This window comes from Shewanella sp. NKUCC05_KAH, assembly GCF_019345585.1.
Lineage (GTDB): Bacteria > Pseudomonadota > Gammaproteobacteria > Enterobacterales > Shewanellaceae > Shewanella > Shewanella oncorhynchi.
Map to the genome: position 1 here is coordinate 37,221 of NZ_JAHKQZ010000029.1, position 16,738 is coordinate 53,958.

The window sequence follows — 16,738 nt, forward strand, 5'->3', positions numbered from 1 at the left end:
ATGATGGATGTGTATTGGCACACCGGTCATTGGAGCAATCAAGATGATCCCTCTTTCTCTCGAGACTCTAAGTCAACACTTAGGCGTGCATCGAGTCGGTGACGACGTCACTATCCAAGATTTAAGCAGTGATAGCCGCAAAATCGGCGCTGCAACCCTGTTTGTTGCCTTAAAGGGTGAGCGCTTTGACGGCCATGATTTTGCAGCTACCGCTATTGAGAACGGCGCCGCGGCGTTAATGGTTGAGCGTGAATTAGCTTTTGATATCCCACAACTCATTGTGGCTGATTGTCAAAAGGCCATGGGTGCGATAGGGGCTTATGTTCGTGACCAGATCAATCCGATTTGTGTTGCTTTGACTGGCTCAAACGGCAAAACCAGCGTGAAGGAAATGATCGCGACCATTCTGTCGGCAAAGCATCAAATCCTCTATACCGCTGGCAATTTTAATAATGAGATTGGTGTGCCGCTTACTTTGCTGCGTTTAACGCCAGCGGATGAGTTTGGGATATTCGAGCTCGGCGCTAACCATAAAGGTGAAATCGATTACACCTCGGGACTTGTGCGTCCAAACGTCGCGCTGGTGAATAACGTCGGCAGCGCCCATTTAGAAGGATTTGGATCACAAGCAGGTGTCGCACAGGCGAAGTCAGAGATTTTTAATCATCTGCAGGCCGATGGCACTGCCATCATCAACGCCGATGATGCCTTCGCTGATTTTATGAGCGTTAAGGCAAGACCTTATAAGCAATTGAGCTTCTCCCAGCAAGATGGCGCCGCTAAACGTCATATCGACGTGATAGCGACAGGCCATAAGACTAATGCGGATGGTTGCTATCGTTTTATGCTCAATTATTTAGGTGAATCTTGCCAAGTTGTATTGCCGTTGGCGGGTCGTCATCAGGTGAGTAATGCACTCGCCGCTGCAAGTGTTTGTATTGCTTTGGGATTGAATTTGACTGAAATATCTGAAGGCTTGAGCCAATTAACGCCAGTGAAAGGACGTATGCAGCCGAGTCAATTGGGGCGCGTGCGTCTAATCGACGATAGCTATAACGCAAATCCTGTGTCCGTTGGCGCTGCTATCGCTTGGTTAAAGGAAATTTCTGAAAATCGCTGTCTGGTACTGGGAGATTTAGGAGAATTAGGCGACAATGCGCCCCTTTTACACGCTGAACTAGGGCAACTGGCCAAGCAACAGGGGATTGATGCCTTGTTTTGTACCGGAACTTTAAGTCAGCACACGAGCCAAGCTTTCGGTGCGGAGCACTATGACAGTGTGGCGACGTTAGTAGAAAAACTTATAAAGCATATAAACCAGTTGCCGGGACAGGTAACGGTTCTCGTTAAAGGTTCACGTAGCGCCGCCATGGAGCGGGTCGTGGATGGCCTAACAGTAGCCTTCGGGCGTGGGGAGTTAGTGTAAATGCTGGTATATCTGGCCGAGTATCTAACCCGTTTTCATACCGGGTTTAACGTGTTTTCCTATGTGACATTTCGAGCCATTTTAGGCTTATTGACCGCATTGGTTTTTAGCTTATGGTTTGGCCCTAAACTGATTGAACGTTTGCAATTACTGCAAATTGGTCAGGTTGTGCGTAACGATGGTCCAGAATCACATTTTAGTAAGCGTGGCACGCCGACTATGGGTGGCTTGCTGATATTGGCTGCTATTTTCATCAGCGTGTTGCTGTGGGGCGATCTCGGTAGCCGCTATGTGTGGGTCATGCTGTTTGTGCTCGGCAGTTTCGGTTTGATCGGTTTTATCGACGATTATCGCAAAGTGGTGCGTAAAGACACTAAAGGCTTGATCGCGCGCTGGAAGTACATTCTGCAATCTTTGGCTGCGCTGCTTATTGCTTTTTTTCTGTATGCCACAGCGGCCAATCCAGGCGAAACCCAATTAGTGGTGCCTTTCTTTAAAGACGTGATGCCGCAACTCGGCGCCGTATTTATCGTATTGGCGTACTTCACGATAGTGGGTTCGAGTAATGCGGTGAACTTAACCGATGGTCTCGATGGTTTGGCGATTATGCCGACGGTAATGGTCGCGGCGGCGTTTGCATTGATTGCTTATTTGTCGGGTCACGCTCAGTTTGCGAATTACTTACATATCCCGCATTTACCCGGTTCGGGTGAGCTTGTGATTGTCTGTACCGCCATTGTCGGTGCGGGTCTGGGCTTTTTATGGTTCAACACTTATCCCGCGCAAGTCTTCATGGGCGATGTGGGTTCACTGTCATTAGGTGCTGCACTTGGCACTATTGCGGTCCTCGTTCGACAAGAAATTTTGTTAGTGATCATGGGCGGCGTGTTTGTGATGGAAACTCTGTCGGTGATCCTGCAGGTGGGTTCGTACAAGTTACGCGGCCAGCGTATTTTCCGCATGGCGCCGATCCACCATCACTATGAGTTAAAAGGTTGGCCTGAACCTCGAGTGATAGTGCGTTTTTGGATTATCTCGATATTCCTCGTCTTACTTGGCTTAGCCACGTTGAAGTTAAGGTAATTGGTTATGCAAAATCAGTATTCACACATAGTGTTAGGTTTAGGGGCAACGGGCTTGTCCGTGGTGCGCTATTTGTGTGGAAAGGGCATTACGCCATTGGTGATGGACAGTCGTCGGCAGCCTCCGGGCGCTGAAACGTTAGCAACGTCTTTTCCTGATGTGAAGCTGATTTCTGGCGGGTTCGATTGCCGTTATCTTGTGCAAGCGACGCAGATCATTATCAGTCCAGGCATTGCCACTTATACCCCAGAGGTGCGTGCCGCTGTGGATATGGGCATCGAAGTAATTGGCGATGTGGAGCTATTTGCCCGTGAGATTGCTGACCGTAAACCTTGCGTTATCGGTATTACTGGCTCTAACGGTAAATCAACTGTCACTACGCTGGTGGGCGAGATGGCAAGGGAAGCGGGTATTGCTGTTGCCGTCGGAGGTAATATCGGTGTGCCTGCGCTGGATTTACTGCATGAAAATGCGGACTTATTTGTGCTTGAGTTGTCGAGCTTTCAATTGGAAACCACTCACAGTCTTAAGTGTGTGGTGGCGACCTGTTTGAATATCAGCGAAGACCACATGGACAGATACAGCGACATTGATGCCTACCGCGAGGCTAAATTACGCTTATACAAACAAACCCGTGCCGTACTCTTTAATCGTGACGATAAACTGACCGTACCGCCAGAACCAATGAACCAAAATAGTTTTGGTTTAGCTGCGCCAGAAGCGGACGAATGGGGCATCAGCGACAGCAAGATTTATCACGGCAGCAGCGAAATAATGCCGATCACTGAAGTCTCGCTGATTGGCAGTCATAACCATGCCAACCTACTTGCGGCGATGGCGCTTGTGGATGTCGTCGGTGTCGATAAGCACGTTATGGCAAAAGTGGCGCGTACTTTTACTGGCTTATCCCATCGCTGTGAAGTGGTTGGTGTTAAGAATGGCGTGACCTATGTCAATGACTCTAAAGCGACAAACGTCGGTGCTACAGTCGCCGCGCTCGATGGCTTGAGTGACCACTTAGGCGATATTATTTTGATTGCTGGCGGTGACGGTAAAGGGGCTGATTTTAAGCCTTTAGCTGTGGCTTTAGCTAAAGTGACGCACCTCATCACCTTAGGCCGCGATGGTAAAAAGATTGCCGCATTGAAAGACGGCTCGATAAGAGTCGACACTATGGCTGCTGCGGTAGCGAAAGCCGCTGAATTGGCAACCTCTGGTGATATCGTTTTATTATCGCCAGCCTGCGCCAGTTTAGATATGTACAGTAACTTCATGGCTCGAGGTGATGATTTTAGAAACCTCGTGGGACAACTTAATGGCGAGTGATGCAAGACAACTTAGCCTATTTGGGCGTTTGCGTTTAGCAATACCCAATTGGCAACGTGATACCGAAGTCCCGGGCGTGCAATTGTACGACCGTGCTTTGCTCGCGGCTGTGTTGTCTTTGATTAGCTTTGGCTTTGTAATGGTGATGTCAGCCTCTATGCCTGAAGCGCAAACGCTCACGGGGAACCCATTTTATTTTATGACTCGCCATGTGGGTTATTTAGTGGGTTGCTTATTCATTGCGGCATTTGTGCTAAGAGTAGAGATGCAGACTTGGCAGCGCTGGAGCCCCATGTTGTTGTTGATTGTGGGTTTGATGTTGTTGGCTGTATTGGTGGTTGGCACTACGGTAAACGGTGCAACGCGTTGGTTATCCATAGGCCCTATTCGCATCCAGGTGGCGGAAGTCGCTAAATTTGCCTTCGCCATCTATATGGCGGGTTACTTAGTGAGGCGTCATCAGGAAGTGCGTGAGAATGCTAAAGGCTTCTATAAGCCGATTGCAGTATTTGCGATTTACGCTGTGCTGATTTTGATGCAGCCCGACTTAGGTACTGTGGTGGTCCTATTTGTGGGAACGGTTGGTTTATTGTTCTTAGCCGGTGCGCGTTTACTCGATTTCTTTGCCTTGATTTTTGCGGGCGTATTGGCGTTCGTGGCCCTAGTACTATTGGAACCGTATCGTATCCGCCGAGTGACCTCCTTTATGGATCCTTGGCAAGATCCCTTCGGTAGCGGTTACCAGTTGACTCAATCTTTGATGGCCTATGGTCGAGGTGATTGGTTTGGCCAAGGGCTCGGAAATAGTATTCAAAAATTAGAATATTTACCCGAAGCGCACACAGACTTTATCTTTGCCGTGATCGGGGAAGAATTGGGCTTTATCGGCATTATCGCTGTGTTATCTGTGCTGCTATTTGTGGCGCTGAGATCGATTCGTTTAGGTAATTTGTGTTTAGCCATGGATAAGCCATTTGAAGGTTATTTAGGTTATGCCATCGGAATTTGGATTTGTTTCCAGACTGTGGTGAATGTCGGCGCGAGTATCGGCATGTTGCCAACCAAAGGGCTGACATTACCTTTTATCAGTTACGGTGGTAGTAGTTTATGGGTTATGACTGCGGCAGCTATGATGTTGTTGCGCATTGATTACGAGCGGCGCATGACATTAGTTCAGGCCGTGCAAGGGAGATTGAAGTGATGACTCCAACAGGAAAACGTATTTTAGTCATGGCGGGTGGTACGGGAGGACATGTGTTCCCGGCACTGGCGGTGGCTAAGTATTTAGCTCAACAGGGTTGGCAAGTGCGTTGGTTAGGCACGGCCGATCGTATGGAGGCGCGTTTAGTGCCTCAGTATGGATTTGATATTGATTTCATCGATATCAAAGGTGTGCGCGGTAATGGTTTGATCCGAAAACTCGCGGCGCCCTTTAAAGTGGTGCGTTCAATATTGCAGGCTAAGGCCGTGATTGCTGAGTTTAAACCCAATGTGGTCCTTGGCATGGGCGGATTCGCCAGTGGCCCAGGTGGTGTTGCGGCAAGATTAGCTGGAATTCCACTGGTGCTGCATGAACAAAATGCCATCCCAGGGATGACAAACAAGTTGTTGTCGCGGATTGCGACGCAAGTGTTATGCGCCTTTAAAAATACCTTTACCACAGTGAAGGCCAAGGTCGTTGGTAATCCGATTCGCCAAGAACTGATTGCCTTAGGCGCAGAACCTCAGCCTGAGGCTGATAAAGCCTTAAAAGTGCTCGTGGTCGGTGGCAGCCTTGGCGCCAAAGTATTTAACGATCTTATGCCAGAAGCTGTCGCGATACTGAGTCAGCAGCAGTCAGTGACGGTTTGGCATCAAGTGGGTAAAGATAATCTTACGGGCGTGAAGGCGGCATATCAGCAACAAGGACAAGATGGTGGCGTGAATATCGCTGAGTTCATCGACGACATGGAAGCCGCCTATCGCTGGGCTGATGTGGTATTGTGCCGAGCTGGCGCCTTGACTGTGTCTGAGTTAGCGGCGGTGGGACTACCGAGTATTCTGGTACCTTATCCCCATGCAGTGGATGATCATCAAACCCGTAACGCTCAAGTATTGGTTGAGGCTGGCGCAGCTTTCCTATTGCCACAGGCCATCTTGGATGTGAATAAACTGGCGAACAAATTACAGTTGCTCGCCAATGACAGAACAGAATTAGCCCGTATGGGCCAAAGAGCGAGAGATGTTGCGGTACTGGATGCGACTGAACAAGTTGCCGCAGTGTGCATCAGCCTTGCTGAGAAAGGATAAGCATGACTAAGACAGAAAGATACGCACAACTGAGAAGCATGATCCCAGAAATGCGCCGTATTAAGCGTATTCACTTCGTCGGCATTGGCGGCGCGGGCATGGGCGGGATCGCCGAAGTGTTAGTGAACGAAGGCTATCAGGTGAGTGGTTCGGATATTGCGCAAAATGCCGTGACCGACAGATTGTGTTTACTCGGAGCCAAGATCCAAATTGGTCATGCCGCGGAAAACGTGCAGCAAGTGGATGTGGTCGTTATATCAACCGCGATTAATCTGGAAAATCCAGAAATCCTTGCCGCTAAAGAATTACGTATTCCTATTGTGCGTCGTGCTGAGATGTTAGCCGAGTTGATGCGTTATCGACATGGTGTGGCGATTGCGGGCACCCATGGTAAAACCACGACAACGAGCCTTATCGCCAGCGTTTATGGTCAAGCTGGGCGGGACCCAACCTTTGTGATTGGTGGCTTGCTCAACAGTGCCGGTACAAATGCCAGATTAGGCACCAGCCGTTATTTGATTGCCGAAGCCGATGAGAGTGATGCGAGCTTTTTGCATTTGCAGCCTATGGTCAGTGTGGTGACCAACATCGAAGCTGATCATATGGATACTTATGGCGGTGATTTTGAAAAACTGAAATCGACTTTTGTGGATTTTCTGCACAACTTGCCGTTCTACGGTGTCGCTGTGGTGTGCATTGATGATGCCGTCGTGCGTGAGATTCTGCCGCGTATTGGCCGTAAACACGTGACCTATGGTTTCAGTGACGATGCGGACGTGCAAGCACTTAATTTTAGCCAGCAAGGTCATCAGTGCCGTTTTACTGTCAGACGTAAAGCTAAAGAAGATCTCGATCTGGTGTTGAATTTACCGGGCCAACATAATGTGCTCAATGCGTTAGCGGCCATTGCGGTGGCGACTGAAGATGAAATCGACGATAACGCTATTACTCAGGCTTTAGTGGAGTTCCAAGGTATAGGGCGTCGTTTCCAGCATTTAGGCAAATTTGCCACGCCGAAGGGCGAAGTTATGTTAGTGGATGATTATGGTCATCATCCCAGCGAAGTTGCGGCGACCATTAAAGCTGCGCGTGCAGGATGGCCTGATAGACGTTTGGTCATGGCGTATCAGCCGCACAGATACACTCGTACCCGTGATTTGTATGAGGATTTTGTGGAAGTGTTATCACAAGTGGATTGCTTATTGTTACTCGATATTTATAGTGCGGGTGAAGCGCCTATCACAGGTGCGGATGGTCGCGCATTATGTCGTTCAATTCGCTTGCGTGGTCAGCTAGATCCGATCTTTGTTGCAAGCCCAGATCTGCTTGCAGAAGTGTTGCCCGATGTATTGCAGGACGGGGATTTATTACTCACCCAAGGTGCGGGTAATATTGGCGCCCTGTCACGACAGTTAGCGTCGTCTGGATTAGGGTTTGCTGTGGTGGAATTACCTGCGCAAGCAAGCTGATCTTTAGCGCTTGATCTGCGAGAAAAAGGAAATTTTGACCAAAGGGTTTTGGTCTATATAATGGCCGGTTTTCTGTGGTTTTTAATGGGTGTCGTTAAAGGTGGGATGAAGCGTGTCTTGGAGTGATAAGAGGCGGCACTGGCGGGCAAGAATGTCACGGTTTAATTGGTATCAGTGGAGCGGGGCTGGCTTTTTATTCTTCATCGTAGCCAGTTTTGTATTTGGTGGCTATCAGTTACATAAATTTTTGAATGATGCCAGCAACTTGCCGATTGAGGCCGTTGCCATCAAAGGTGAGCGGGTTTACACCACAGATAAAGATATACAAGTAGCACTACAGCATTTAATGCAGCGCAGTTTTTTTAGTGCTGACATTACCTTAGTGCAGCAGGCGTTAGAAGCTTTACCTTGGGTGTATCGCGCATCGGTAAGGCGTGAGTGGCCAGCGAAACTCAGGGTGTATTTGCAAGAGCAACAACCCGCAGCCCATTGGAATGGTGACTTGTGGTTGAACGTGCATGGAGAAGTATTCGAAGCGCCATCGCACCCAGAGCTTGAGCATTTACCGCAGTTATCTGGACCAAATGATATGGGCCTTGAGGTGTTGACTGTCTATGCACAGATCAACTCCCTACTAAAGATTAATGGCTTTACCTTAGCCAGTTTGAATTTAACGCCACGACATGCGTGGCACGCGACCCTTGGAAACGGTATCGTTTTAGATTTGGGTCGAGAAGATAAAATTGCACGGATACAACGATTTATTACTGTTTATCCGGTTTTGGCGAAACAAGAGAAATCCGTTGCCAGAGTAGATTTGCGCTACGACACAGGGTTGGCCGTAGGCTGGGGCGATGCACAAACAAGAGAGCCGATAATTAATGATCAAAAACCAAGATAGAAACCTTATCGTCGGATTGGACATAGGAACCTCTAAGGTCGCAGTGATCATAGGCGAAGTTCTGCCCGATGGCGAAATTAGCATAGTCGGCCTTGGTAACCATCCCTCAAGGGGAATGGATAAAGGTGGCGTGAACGATTTAGATTCGATAGTTCGCAGTGTGCAACGTGCGCTCGATCAAGCGGAATTAATGGCGGATTGCCAAGTGTCATCGGTTTACTTGAGTATTTCGGGTAAACACATCGCCTGCCAAAATGAAAACGGCATGGTATCGATCAACGATGAAGAAGTGACACAGGAAGATGTTGATAACGTGATCCATACGGCTCGCTCGGTGAAGATCCCGACCGAACGTCGCATTTTACACGTGCTGCCGCAGGAATATGCAATCGACGTTCAAGACGGTATTCGCAGCCCAATCGGTATGTCCGGTATGCGTATGGAGGCCAAGGTACACATAGTGACCTGCGCCAATGATATGGCGAAGAATATTACTAAGAGCGTTGAGCGTTGTGGCCTTAAGGTCGACGACTTAGTGTTCTCGGGGATTGCTTCAGCCGATGCTGTGTTGACCTTCGATGAGAAAGATTTAGGTGTGTGTATCGTCGATATCGGCGGTGGCACTACGGATATCGCGGTATATACCAATGGCGCCTTGCGTCATTGTGCGGTTGTACCGGTTGCAGGTAACCAAGTGACGAACGACATCGCAAAGATTTTCCGCACGCCGTCGTCACATGCTGAACAAATTAAAGTGCAGTTCGCCTGTGCGCGCAGTTCTATGGTGAGCCGCGAAGACAGTATTGAAGTGCCATCGGTAGGTGGTCGTCCATCGCGGAGCATGTCACGTCACACGCTCGCCGAAGTGGTAGAACCAAGATACCAAGAGCTGTTTGAGCTTGTGCTCAAAGAGTTGAAAGACAGTGGGTTAGAAGATCAAATCGCCGCAGGTATTGTGCTCACAGGTGGCACAGCGTCGATTCAAGGTGTGGTCGATATTGCGGAAGCGACTTTTGGCATGCCAGTTCGCGTAGCGTCACCGCTACCGATCAAAGGTTTATATGAATACGTGGACCAGTCTATTTACTCCACAGGAGTCGGACTGCTTCATTACGGCGCACGACGGGTGATCGAACGTCAGTTCGAACGTCCTGAGCGCCAAGGGGTAACTAGCGCTTGGAATCGGGTCCAAAGCTGGTTTAAGGGCGAATTTTAATTTTCATAACGCAGGCAACACGGAGATCAGACAATGTTTGAGATCATGGATACTCACTCAGACGACGCGGTGATTAAAGTCATCGGCGTTGGCGGCGGCGGCGGTAACGCTGTCGAACATATGGTCAAACACAACATTGAAGGTGTTGAGTTTATCGTTACCAATACAGACGCTCAGGCCCTGAGAAAATCAGGCGCTGGCTCAACAATTCAATTAGGACGCGATGTCACTAAAGGTCTTGGAGCAGGGGCAAACCCAGATGTGGGTCGTGCTGCAGCTGAAGAAGACCGCGAAAACATTCGCGCGGCAATCAAAGGTTCTGACATGATCTTTATCGCAGCCGGTATGGGCGGTGGTACAGGTACAGGTGCTGCACCTGTTGTGGCTCAAATCGCACGTGAAGAAGGTATTCTGACCGTTGCGGTTGTGACTAAGCCTTTCCCATTCGAAGGGAAAAAACGTATGGCTTATGCTGAGCAAGGCATTGCCGAGCTGGCTAAGCACGTGGATTCGTTAATCACGATCCCGAACGAAAAATTATTAAAAGTATTGGGCCGTGGTACTTCTTTACTCGATGCGTTCGCCGCAGCGAATAACGTGTTACTTGGTGCGGTACAAGGTATTGCCGAGCTTATAACTCGTCCTGGTCTGATTAACGTCGACTTCGCCGACGTGAAGACTGTGATGTCTGAAATGGGTAATGCCATGATGGGTACAGGCGTCGCTCGCGGTGAAGACCGTGCTGAAGAAGCGGCCGAAGCTGCTGTTGCCAGCCCATTATTAGAAGACATCGACTTAGCCGGTGCGCGTGGTGTGTTAGTTAACATTACTGCGGGTATGGATATGAGTATCGAAGAATTCGAAACTGTCGGTAATCATGTTAAGGCTTATGCCTCTGACAACGCGACTGTGGTTGTTGGCGCTGTCATCGACCCTGAAATGAGTGATGAGTTGCGTGTAACGGTTGTTGCGACTGGTATTGGTGCTGAAAAGCGTCCAGATATCCAATTGGTTTCTAAACCTGCACCTCGTCCAGAGCCTGTAGTTGTTGAACCAAAAGTCGAAGCCTATGTCGAAGAAGCTGCACATGTGAACTATGCAGCGCCAAAAGGCAACGTGTTGCCAGCGGCTCCGCAGCCAGCTCCTACGCCTGCACCATCGACAAAGCATGAATTGGATTATCTTGATATTCCAGCATTTTTGCGTAAGCAAGCCGACTAGCTAGAGCGTTTGAGTCCAGCGTAATATGTGAGGTGTTGTTCGTTTTGGGCAATACCACAACATAGCTGCATTTGTGTGACATAATAAAGTTATGTTATTATGTTGAACCAGTGCGGCTCGATTTGCCGACGCTGAGTGTACAAATATTAGGCTTTATAATTGGCATATAAACGGGTAACTGAATGATATTTCAACGAACTGTTCAGAAAATGGTGAAAACAACTGGTGTCGGATTGCATTCTGGCAACAAGGTCACTTTGAGCATTATGCCCGCGCCCGTTAATTCAGGGATCGTACTCGTGCGCACCGATTTGAGTCCTGCCGTCGCCATTCCAGCGAAGGCGGAGCAAGTTCGTGAAACCACTATGTGTACGGCACTTGTCAATGACGAAGGTATTCGTATCTCGACCATTGAGCATTTATTTGCAGCTCTTGCGGGTTTAGGCATAGATAACGCTGTAATCGAAGTGGACGCGCCTGAAATTCCTATTATGGATGGCAGTGCAAGCCCATTCGTCTTCTTGTTGCAGTCTGCGGGTATTAAAGAGCAGGCCGCGCCTAAGAAGTACTTAAAGATTAAGCGCCCTGTGCGCGTTGAAGATGGCGATAAATGGGCCGAGTTAAAACCGTTTAAAGGTTTTAGAGTCAATTTTAAAATTGATTTTGCGCATCCAGAAATCGCTCGTAGCCAACAGCATGTGGTGATGGACTTTTCAACTTCTGCTTTCGTGAAAGATATCAGCCGCGCCCGTACTTTTGGGTTTATGCGTGATATCGAATATTTGCGAGCCAACAACCTAGCGTTGGGCGGCAGCATGGAAAACGCTGTTGTACTTGATGAATATCGCGTCCTTAATCCCGACGGCCTGCGTTATGAGGACGAATTTGTTAAGCACAAAATTCTAGATGCGTTTGGTGATTTATATGTAGCTGGGCACGCTATTTTAGGTGAGTTCACTGCTTATAAAACTGGTCATGCGTTGAACAACCAATTGGTGCGTGCTTTACTCGCGCAACAAGATGCGTGGGAGTTGGTCAGCTTCGAAAAAGAAGCCGATGTCCCCGTCAGCTTTACCGTACCAGGTGGCGCTGTATTTGCTTAAAAAGCGGTAAGATTATTTATTACGGCTGGCCAATGAGGCCAGCCGTTTTAGTTTTTCACCCAGTGAACCGCCAATATTTTCCGCTAATGCTGCAATGTGCTCTGCTGCTGCTGGGCTTAATTCTTTATGTCCCTGTTTAGGCTTTGCGTCATACATTGCTAATCTCGGGTTGACTTTAACTTCAATTGCGGTAAGGATTGGGAGCGTTTCTGCTTGAAGCTGGATTAATAGCTTCGGCTTTTGGAAATTAATTCGCGCAGCCCAGGCCGCCGAAGTGGTTTCAACCACAAGAACACCCTGGCGGAAATTAGCGACTTTTAGTTGCTCCGCAACAGGACCTGCAATAATCTGCTTCACATGCTGATCCAGATACATAAGTAGTTCCGCTTTCTCAGCAAGGTCGGGTAATTTTCCCGATTGATGCAGTAATTGGCTGAGATCTTGAGGGGGCTTTTTCATATGATAATAAGATGGCTGAATTAGGCTATGAGTGTAACAGTATTTATTCAAGGTCGGAATGGCGTCACACGCTGGCAGCCCAGTAAACGCTGGTTGCTACTTCCAATACTATTGTTGGCCACTGGGTCCGGTATTTATCAACACAACTCCGCTCGATTTCAAGATCAGCAAGCCAGTGTCGATAACGATCGTCTCGTGCGCGAACAACAAAAGAAACAAGTCTTAGAGCTTAAAAGTGCTACTGAGTCTCAACTGGCTATGCTTGTGACTCATGTTGCACGTATGCAAGCCAAGATCACCCGTCTCGAAGCTTTAGGTCAACAGGTCGCCCAGCAGAATAAGTTGGATGAAGATTTTGATTTTTCATCCGAGGTTGGTGTGGGTGGTTTGAGCGAACTAGGCACTAACATCGAGCTCGGACAGCTTATCGACGATATGGATAAGTTGGCATCACGAATTGACAATAATAATGTTCAGCTTTCACTACTTGAAACAGTGTCATCTAACCACCATATAGATGATGAACGTTATATATCAGGTATCCCGCTCGATAAAGGTTGGTTATCGTCACCCTACGGATTACGTAATGACCCTTTCAACGGTCGCAGGTCTGTGCATAAGGGGATTGATTTTACCGGTCGAGAAGGAGCTAAAGTTGTTGCGACTGCTGCAGGCGTGGTGACTTTTGCTGGAAATATGTTCGGTTATGGCGAATTGGTTGAAATCGACCATGGTAACGGTTTGCATACGCGTTATGGCCATAATAAAGCTTTGTCAGTGACTGTAGGTGATGTGGTCGCAAAAGGCGATGCTATCGCCAGTATGGGAAGCACTGGGCGCTCAACTGGGGCTCATGTGCATTATGAAGTGTTGCGCGGCGGACAGCAGATAGATCCACAAAAGTTTGTCTACCGCAAAGCAAGTTAATTGAAACATTGGCTTCTAGTTTCCATCATGGACTTGGCCTACAGAGAATAAGTGATTCAGATGTTTGGTAAATTACTGACAAAAGTATTTGGTAGTCGCAACGACCGCACCCTTAAAGGGCTTCAAAAGATCGTTATTAGCATTAACGCATTAGAAGCTGATTATGAAAAATTAACCGATGAAGCATTAAAAGCGAAAACCGCAGAGTTTCGTGAGCGTTTAGCTGCTGGAGCTGCATTAGATAGCATCATGGCTGAAGCCTTTGCTACAGTGCGTGAAGCGTCTAAGCGTGTATTTGATATGCGTCATTTCGACGTACAGTTACTCGGCGGTATGGTACTCGACAGCAACCGTATTGCTGAAATGCGTACGGGTGAAGGTAAAACCTTAACGGCAACCTTACCCGCCTACTTAAACGCATTGACAGGCAAAGGCGTCCACGTGATTACAGTGAACGATTACTTGGCACGTCGTGATGCCGAGAATAACCGCCCACTGTTTGAGTTCCTTGGTTTAACCGTAGGAATCAACGTCGCAGGCATTGGCCAACATGAGAAGAAATCTGCCTATAACGCCGATATCACTTACGGGACCAACAACGAGTTTGGTTTCGATTATCTGCGCGATAACATGGCGTTTTCACCGCAAGAACGGGTTCAACGTCCGTTGCATTACGCCCTAATCGATGAAGTGGATTCAATCTTAATCGACGAAGCGCGTACGCCGCTGATCATTTCTGGCGCTGCCGAAGATAGCTCTGAGCTATACATCAAGATCAACACCCTGATCCCTAATCTTATCCGTCAAGATAAAGAAGATACGGAAGAGTTTGTGGGTGAGGGCGACTACAGCATCGATGAAAAAGCCAAACAAGTGCATTTTACCGAACGTGGTCAAGAAAAAGTAGAAAACCTGTTGATCGAGCGCGGCATGTTAGCCGAAGGCGACTCACTCTATTCTGCAGCTAATATTTCCCTGTTACACCACGTCAACGCGGCGCTTCGTGCGCACACGCTGTTTGAACGTGATGTGGATTACATAGTACAAGACAACGAAGTCATCATAGTCGATGAACACACGGGTCGTACTATGCCAGGTCGTCGTTGGTCAGAAGGCTTACATCAAGCTGTCGAAGCCAAAGAAGGCGTACACATTCAAAACGAAAACCAAACATTGGCTTCGATCACTTTCCAGAACTACTTCCGTCAATACGAGAAGCTGGCAGGTATGACAGGCACAGCCGACACTGAAGCGTTTGAATTCCAACACATCTATGGATTAGACACAGTCGTTGTGCCGACTAACCGTCCAATGGTGCGTAAGGATATGGCGGATTTAGTTTATTTGACCGCCGATGAAAAATATCAAGCGATCATTAAAGACATTAAAGATTGCCGTGAACGTGGTCAGCCAGTATTGGTGGGTACAGTCTCAATCGAACAGTCTGAACTGTTAGCGCGCTTAATGGTGCAGGAAAAGATCCCGCACGAAGTTTTAAATGCTAAATTCCACGAACGAGAAGCTGAAATCGTCGCGCAAGCTGGCCGTACTGGCTCTGTGACTATTGCGACGAACATGGCAGGTCGTGGTACCGATATCGTGCTTGGCGGCAACTGGAACATGGAAATCGATGAACTCGATAATCCAACAGCAGAGCAAAAAGCTAAGATCAAAGCCGATTGGCAAATTCGTCATGATGAAGTCGTTGCTGCGGGTGGTTTACATATCCTAGGCACAGAACGTCACGAATCACGCCGTATCGATAACCAGTTACGTGGTCGTGCGGGTCGTCAAGGTGACGCGGGTTCATCACGCTTCTACCTGTCGATGGAAGATAGCTTAATGCGTATCTTTGCCTCGGATCGTGTCTCTGGCATGATGAAAAAGCTGGGAATGGAAGAAGGCGAAGCGATCGAGCATCCATGGGTGTCTCGCGCAATCGAAAACGCTCAACGTAAAGTTGAAGCGCGTAACTTCGATATTCGTAAGCAATTACTCGAATTTGATGACGTCGCTAACGATCAACGCCAAGTGGTTTACGCCCAGCGCAACGAGTTGATGGATGCGGAAAGTATTGAAGATACTATCCAAAACATCCAAGACGATGTGATTGGCGCGGTAATCGATCAGTATATTCCACCGCAATCAGTAGAAGAGCTGTGGGATATCCCAGGTTTAGAGCAACGTCTACACCAAGAATTTATGCTCAAATTACCTATCCAAGAATGGTTAGATAAAGAAGACGATCTGCATGAAGAGAGTCTACGTGAGCGTATTATTACTGCATGGGGCGATGCGTATAAGGCAAAAGAAGAAATGGTTGGCGCACAAGTGCTACGCCAGTTCGAGAAGGCCGTTATGCTGCAAACGCTCGATGGTCTGTGGAAAGAACACTTAGCGGCGATGGACCATCTGCGTCAAGGTATCCATTTACGTGGTTACGCACAGAAGAATCCAAAGCAAGAATATAAGCGTGAGTCGTTTGAGTTATTCCAACAACTGCTGAACACCTTGAAACACGACGTCATCAGTGTGCTGTCGAAAGTACAAGTGCAAGCTCAGTCAGATGTGGAAGAAATGGAAGCGCGTCGTCGTGAAGAAGATGCCAAGATCCAGCGCGACTATCAACACGCAGCGGCAGAGTCGCTTGTTGGTGGTGGTGATGAGCATGAAGCTGTCACTGCGCAAGCACCGATGATCCGTGATGGTGACAAAGTGGGTCGCAACGATCCTTGTCCTTGTGGCTCTGGCCGTAAGTACAAACAATGCCACGGCAAGTTAAGTTAATTTGCTGACAGATTTGCCTACTGGCCTACTGAATAAGTAGAATAGAACGCACACTAAAGGCAACTTATCTAAGTTGCCTTTTTATTTCCTCTTTAATAAGCCTAGCGCTTACTCTCGTGTCATCCGGATTACATTCTTACTCTTCTTTATATAGCTAATCGTCGTTATTCCCCATTGAACATCATTTCATTCTTATCGATAGCCATTAAAGCAAAGCCATCGCTGTAGCAAATTTAACCGTTAAAACCCATTTTGTGGATAAGTCTGAGGATAAAATGGGGGTATTGTGTGACTAACTGAAAGTATTAAAAAAAGATCCATTTTTCTCAAAAAAGCCCTTGCGGACTTTCTCAATCTCCCTATAATGCGCATCCACTGACACGGCAGACAGCGTAACGCAAGTTAAGCAAAGAAAGCCAAGCAGTTCATCGGTTAGCGAGCTAAACGATGAGTGTTGAGAAAGTTGAAAAAACTACTTGACGCACTAACGGGAATGCGTAGAATACGCAGCCCTGACCCGCTGAAAACTCA

Annotated in this window: 13 protein-coding genes; 12 read left to right on the top strand and 1 reads right to left on the bottom strand. The window is 48.0% G+C overall.

The window, feature by feature from the left end:
* The first annotated feature begins 43 nt into the window (after positions 1-43).
* The 10 genes from murF to lpxC all read left to right on the top strand — a co-directional run bounded on the left by murF (position 44) and on the right by lpxC (position 12,034).
* Complete coding sequence (gene murF, locus KO533_RS20705) at positions 44-1,426, top strand: UDP-N-acetylmuramoyl-tripeptide--D-alanyl-D-alanine ligase (protein WP_219255951.1); 1,383 nt, start codon at positions 44-46, stop codon at positions 1,424-1,426.
* On the top strand, positions 1,427-2,509 hold the full coding sequence (gene mraY, locus KO533_RS20710; RefSeq protein ID WP_006079891.1) for a phospho-N-acetylmuramoyl-pentapeptide-transferase: 1,083 nt from the start codon (positions 1,427-1,429) through the stop codon (positions 2,507-2,509).
* 6 nt (positions 2,510-2,515) lie between these two features.
* The gene (gene murD / locus KO533_RS20715; RefSeq protein WP_131525724.1) at positions 2,516-3,835 is read left to right on the top strand and encodes a UDP-N-acetylmuramoyl-L-alanine--D-glutamate ligase; all 1,320 of its coding nucleotides are present in this window, start codon (positions 2,516-2,518) and stop codon (positions 3,833-3,835) included.
* Positions 3,825-5,036 (top strand): cell division protein FtsW, encoded by a 1,212-nt coding sequence (gene ftsW, locus KO533_RS20720; protein ID WP_113941076.1) that lies wholly within the window; start codon positions 3,825-3,827, stop codon positions 5,034-5,036. Before murD ends, ftsW begins: the two co-directional genes overlap by 11 nt.
* A complete protein-coding gene (murG, locus tag KO533_RS20725) occupies positions 5,036-6,124 on the top strand; it encodes an undecaprenyldiphospho-muramoylpentapeptide beta-N-acetylglucosaminyltransferase (RefSeq protein WP_219255959.1) in 1,089 nt (362 codons plus the stop codon). The genes ftsW and murG overlap by 1 nt, the downstream gene beginning before the upstream one ends.
* 2 nt (positions 6,125-6,126) lie before the next feature.
* Positions 6,127-7,593 (top strand): UDP-N-acetylmuramate--L-alanine ligase, encoded by a 1,467-nt coding sequence (gene murC, locus KO533_RS20730; protein ID WP_219255953.1) that lies wholly within the window; start codon positions 6,127-6,129, stop codon positions 7,591-7,593.
* 151 nt (positions 7,594-7,744) lie between these two features.
* Positions 7,745-8,494 (top strand): cell division protein FtsQ/DivIB, encoded by a 750-nt coding sequence (locus tag KO533_RS20735; RefSeq protein ID WP_168826587.1) that lies wholly within the window; start codon positions 7,745-7,747, stop codon positions 8,492-8,494.
* On the top strand, positions 8,475-9,710 hold the full coding sequence (ftsA, locus tag KO533_RS20740; RefSeq protein ID WP_006079897.1) for a cell division protein FtsA: 1,236 nt from the start codon (positions 8,475-8,477) through the stop codon (positions 9,708-9,710). The genes KO533_RS20735 and ftsA overlap by 20 nt, the downstream gene beginning before the upstream one ends.
* A gap of 33 nt (positions 9,711-9,743) precedes the next feature.
* Entirely contained in the window at positions 9,744-10,931 is a 1,188-nt protein-coding gene (gene ftsZ / locus KO533_RS20745; protein WP_106648312.1) for a cell division protein FtsZ, read from the top strand.
* A 182-nt stretch (positions 10,932-11,113) separates the two neighbouring features.
* On the top strand, positions 11,114-12,034 hold the full coding sequence (lpxC, locus tag KO533_RS20750) for a UDP-3-O-acyl-N-acetylglucosamine deacetylase (RefSeq protein ID WP_011845621.1): 921 nt from the start codon (positions 11,114-11,116) through the stop codon (positions 12,032-12,034).
* A 12-nt stretch (positions 12,035-12,046) separates the two neighbouring features.
* On the opposite strand, the gene KO533_RS20755 is transcribed toward lpxC, so the two are convergent.
* On the bottom strand, positions 12,047-12,493 hold the full coding sequence (locus KO533_RS20755) for a DciA family protein (protein WP_105251200.1): 447 nt from the start codon (positions 12,491-12,493) through the stop codon (positions 12,047-12,049).
* Positions 12,494-12,520: 27 nt separating this feature from the next.
* Here KO533_RS20755 and KO533_RS20760 point away from each other — a divergent pair, with 27 nt between their 5' ends.
* Positions 12,521-13,420: a M23 family metallopeptidase gene (locus tag KO533_RS20760; protein WP_105251201.1), complete on the top strand. Its 900-nt coding sequence runs from the start codon at positions 12,521-12,523 to the stop codon at positions 13,418-13,420.
* 60 nt (positions 13,421-13,480) lie between these two features.
* Positions 13,481-16,207, top strand: coding sequence for a preprotein translocase subunit SecA (secA, locus tag KO533_RS20765; RefSeq protein WP_105251202.1), 2,727 nt, complete (start codon positions 13,481-13,483; stop codon positions 16,205-16,207).
* Positions 16,208-16,738 lie beyond the last annotated feature (531 nt).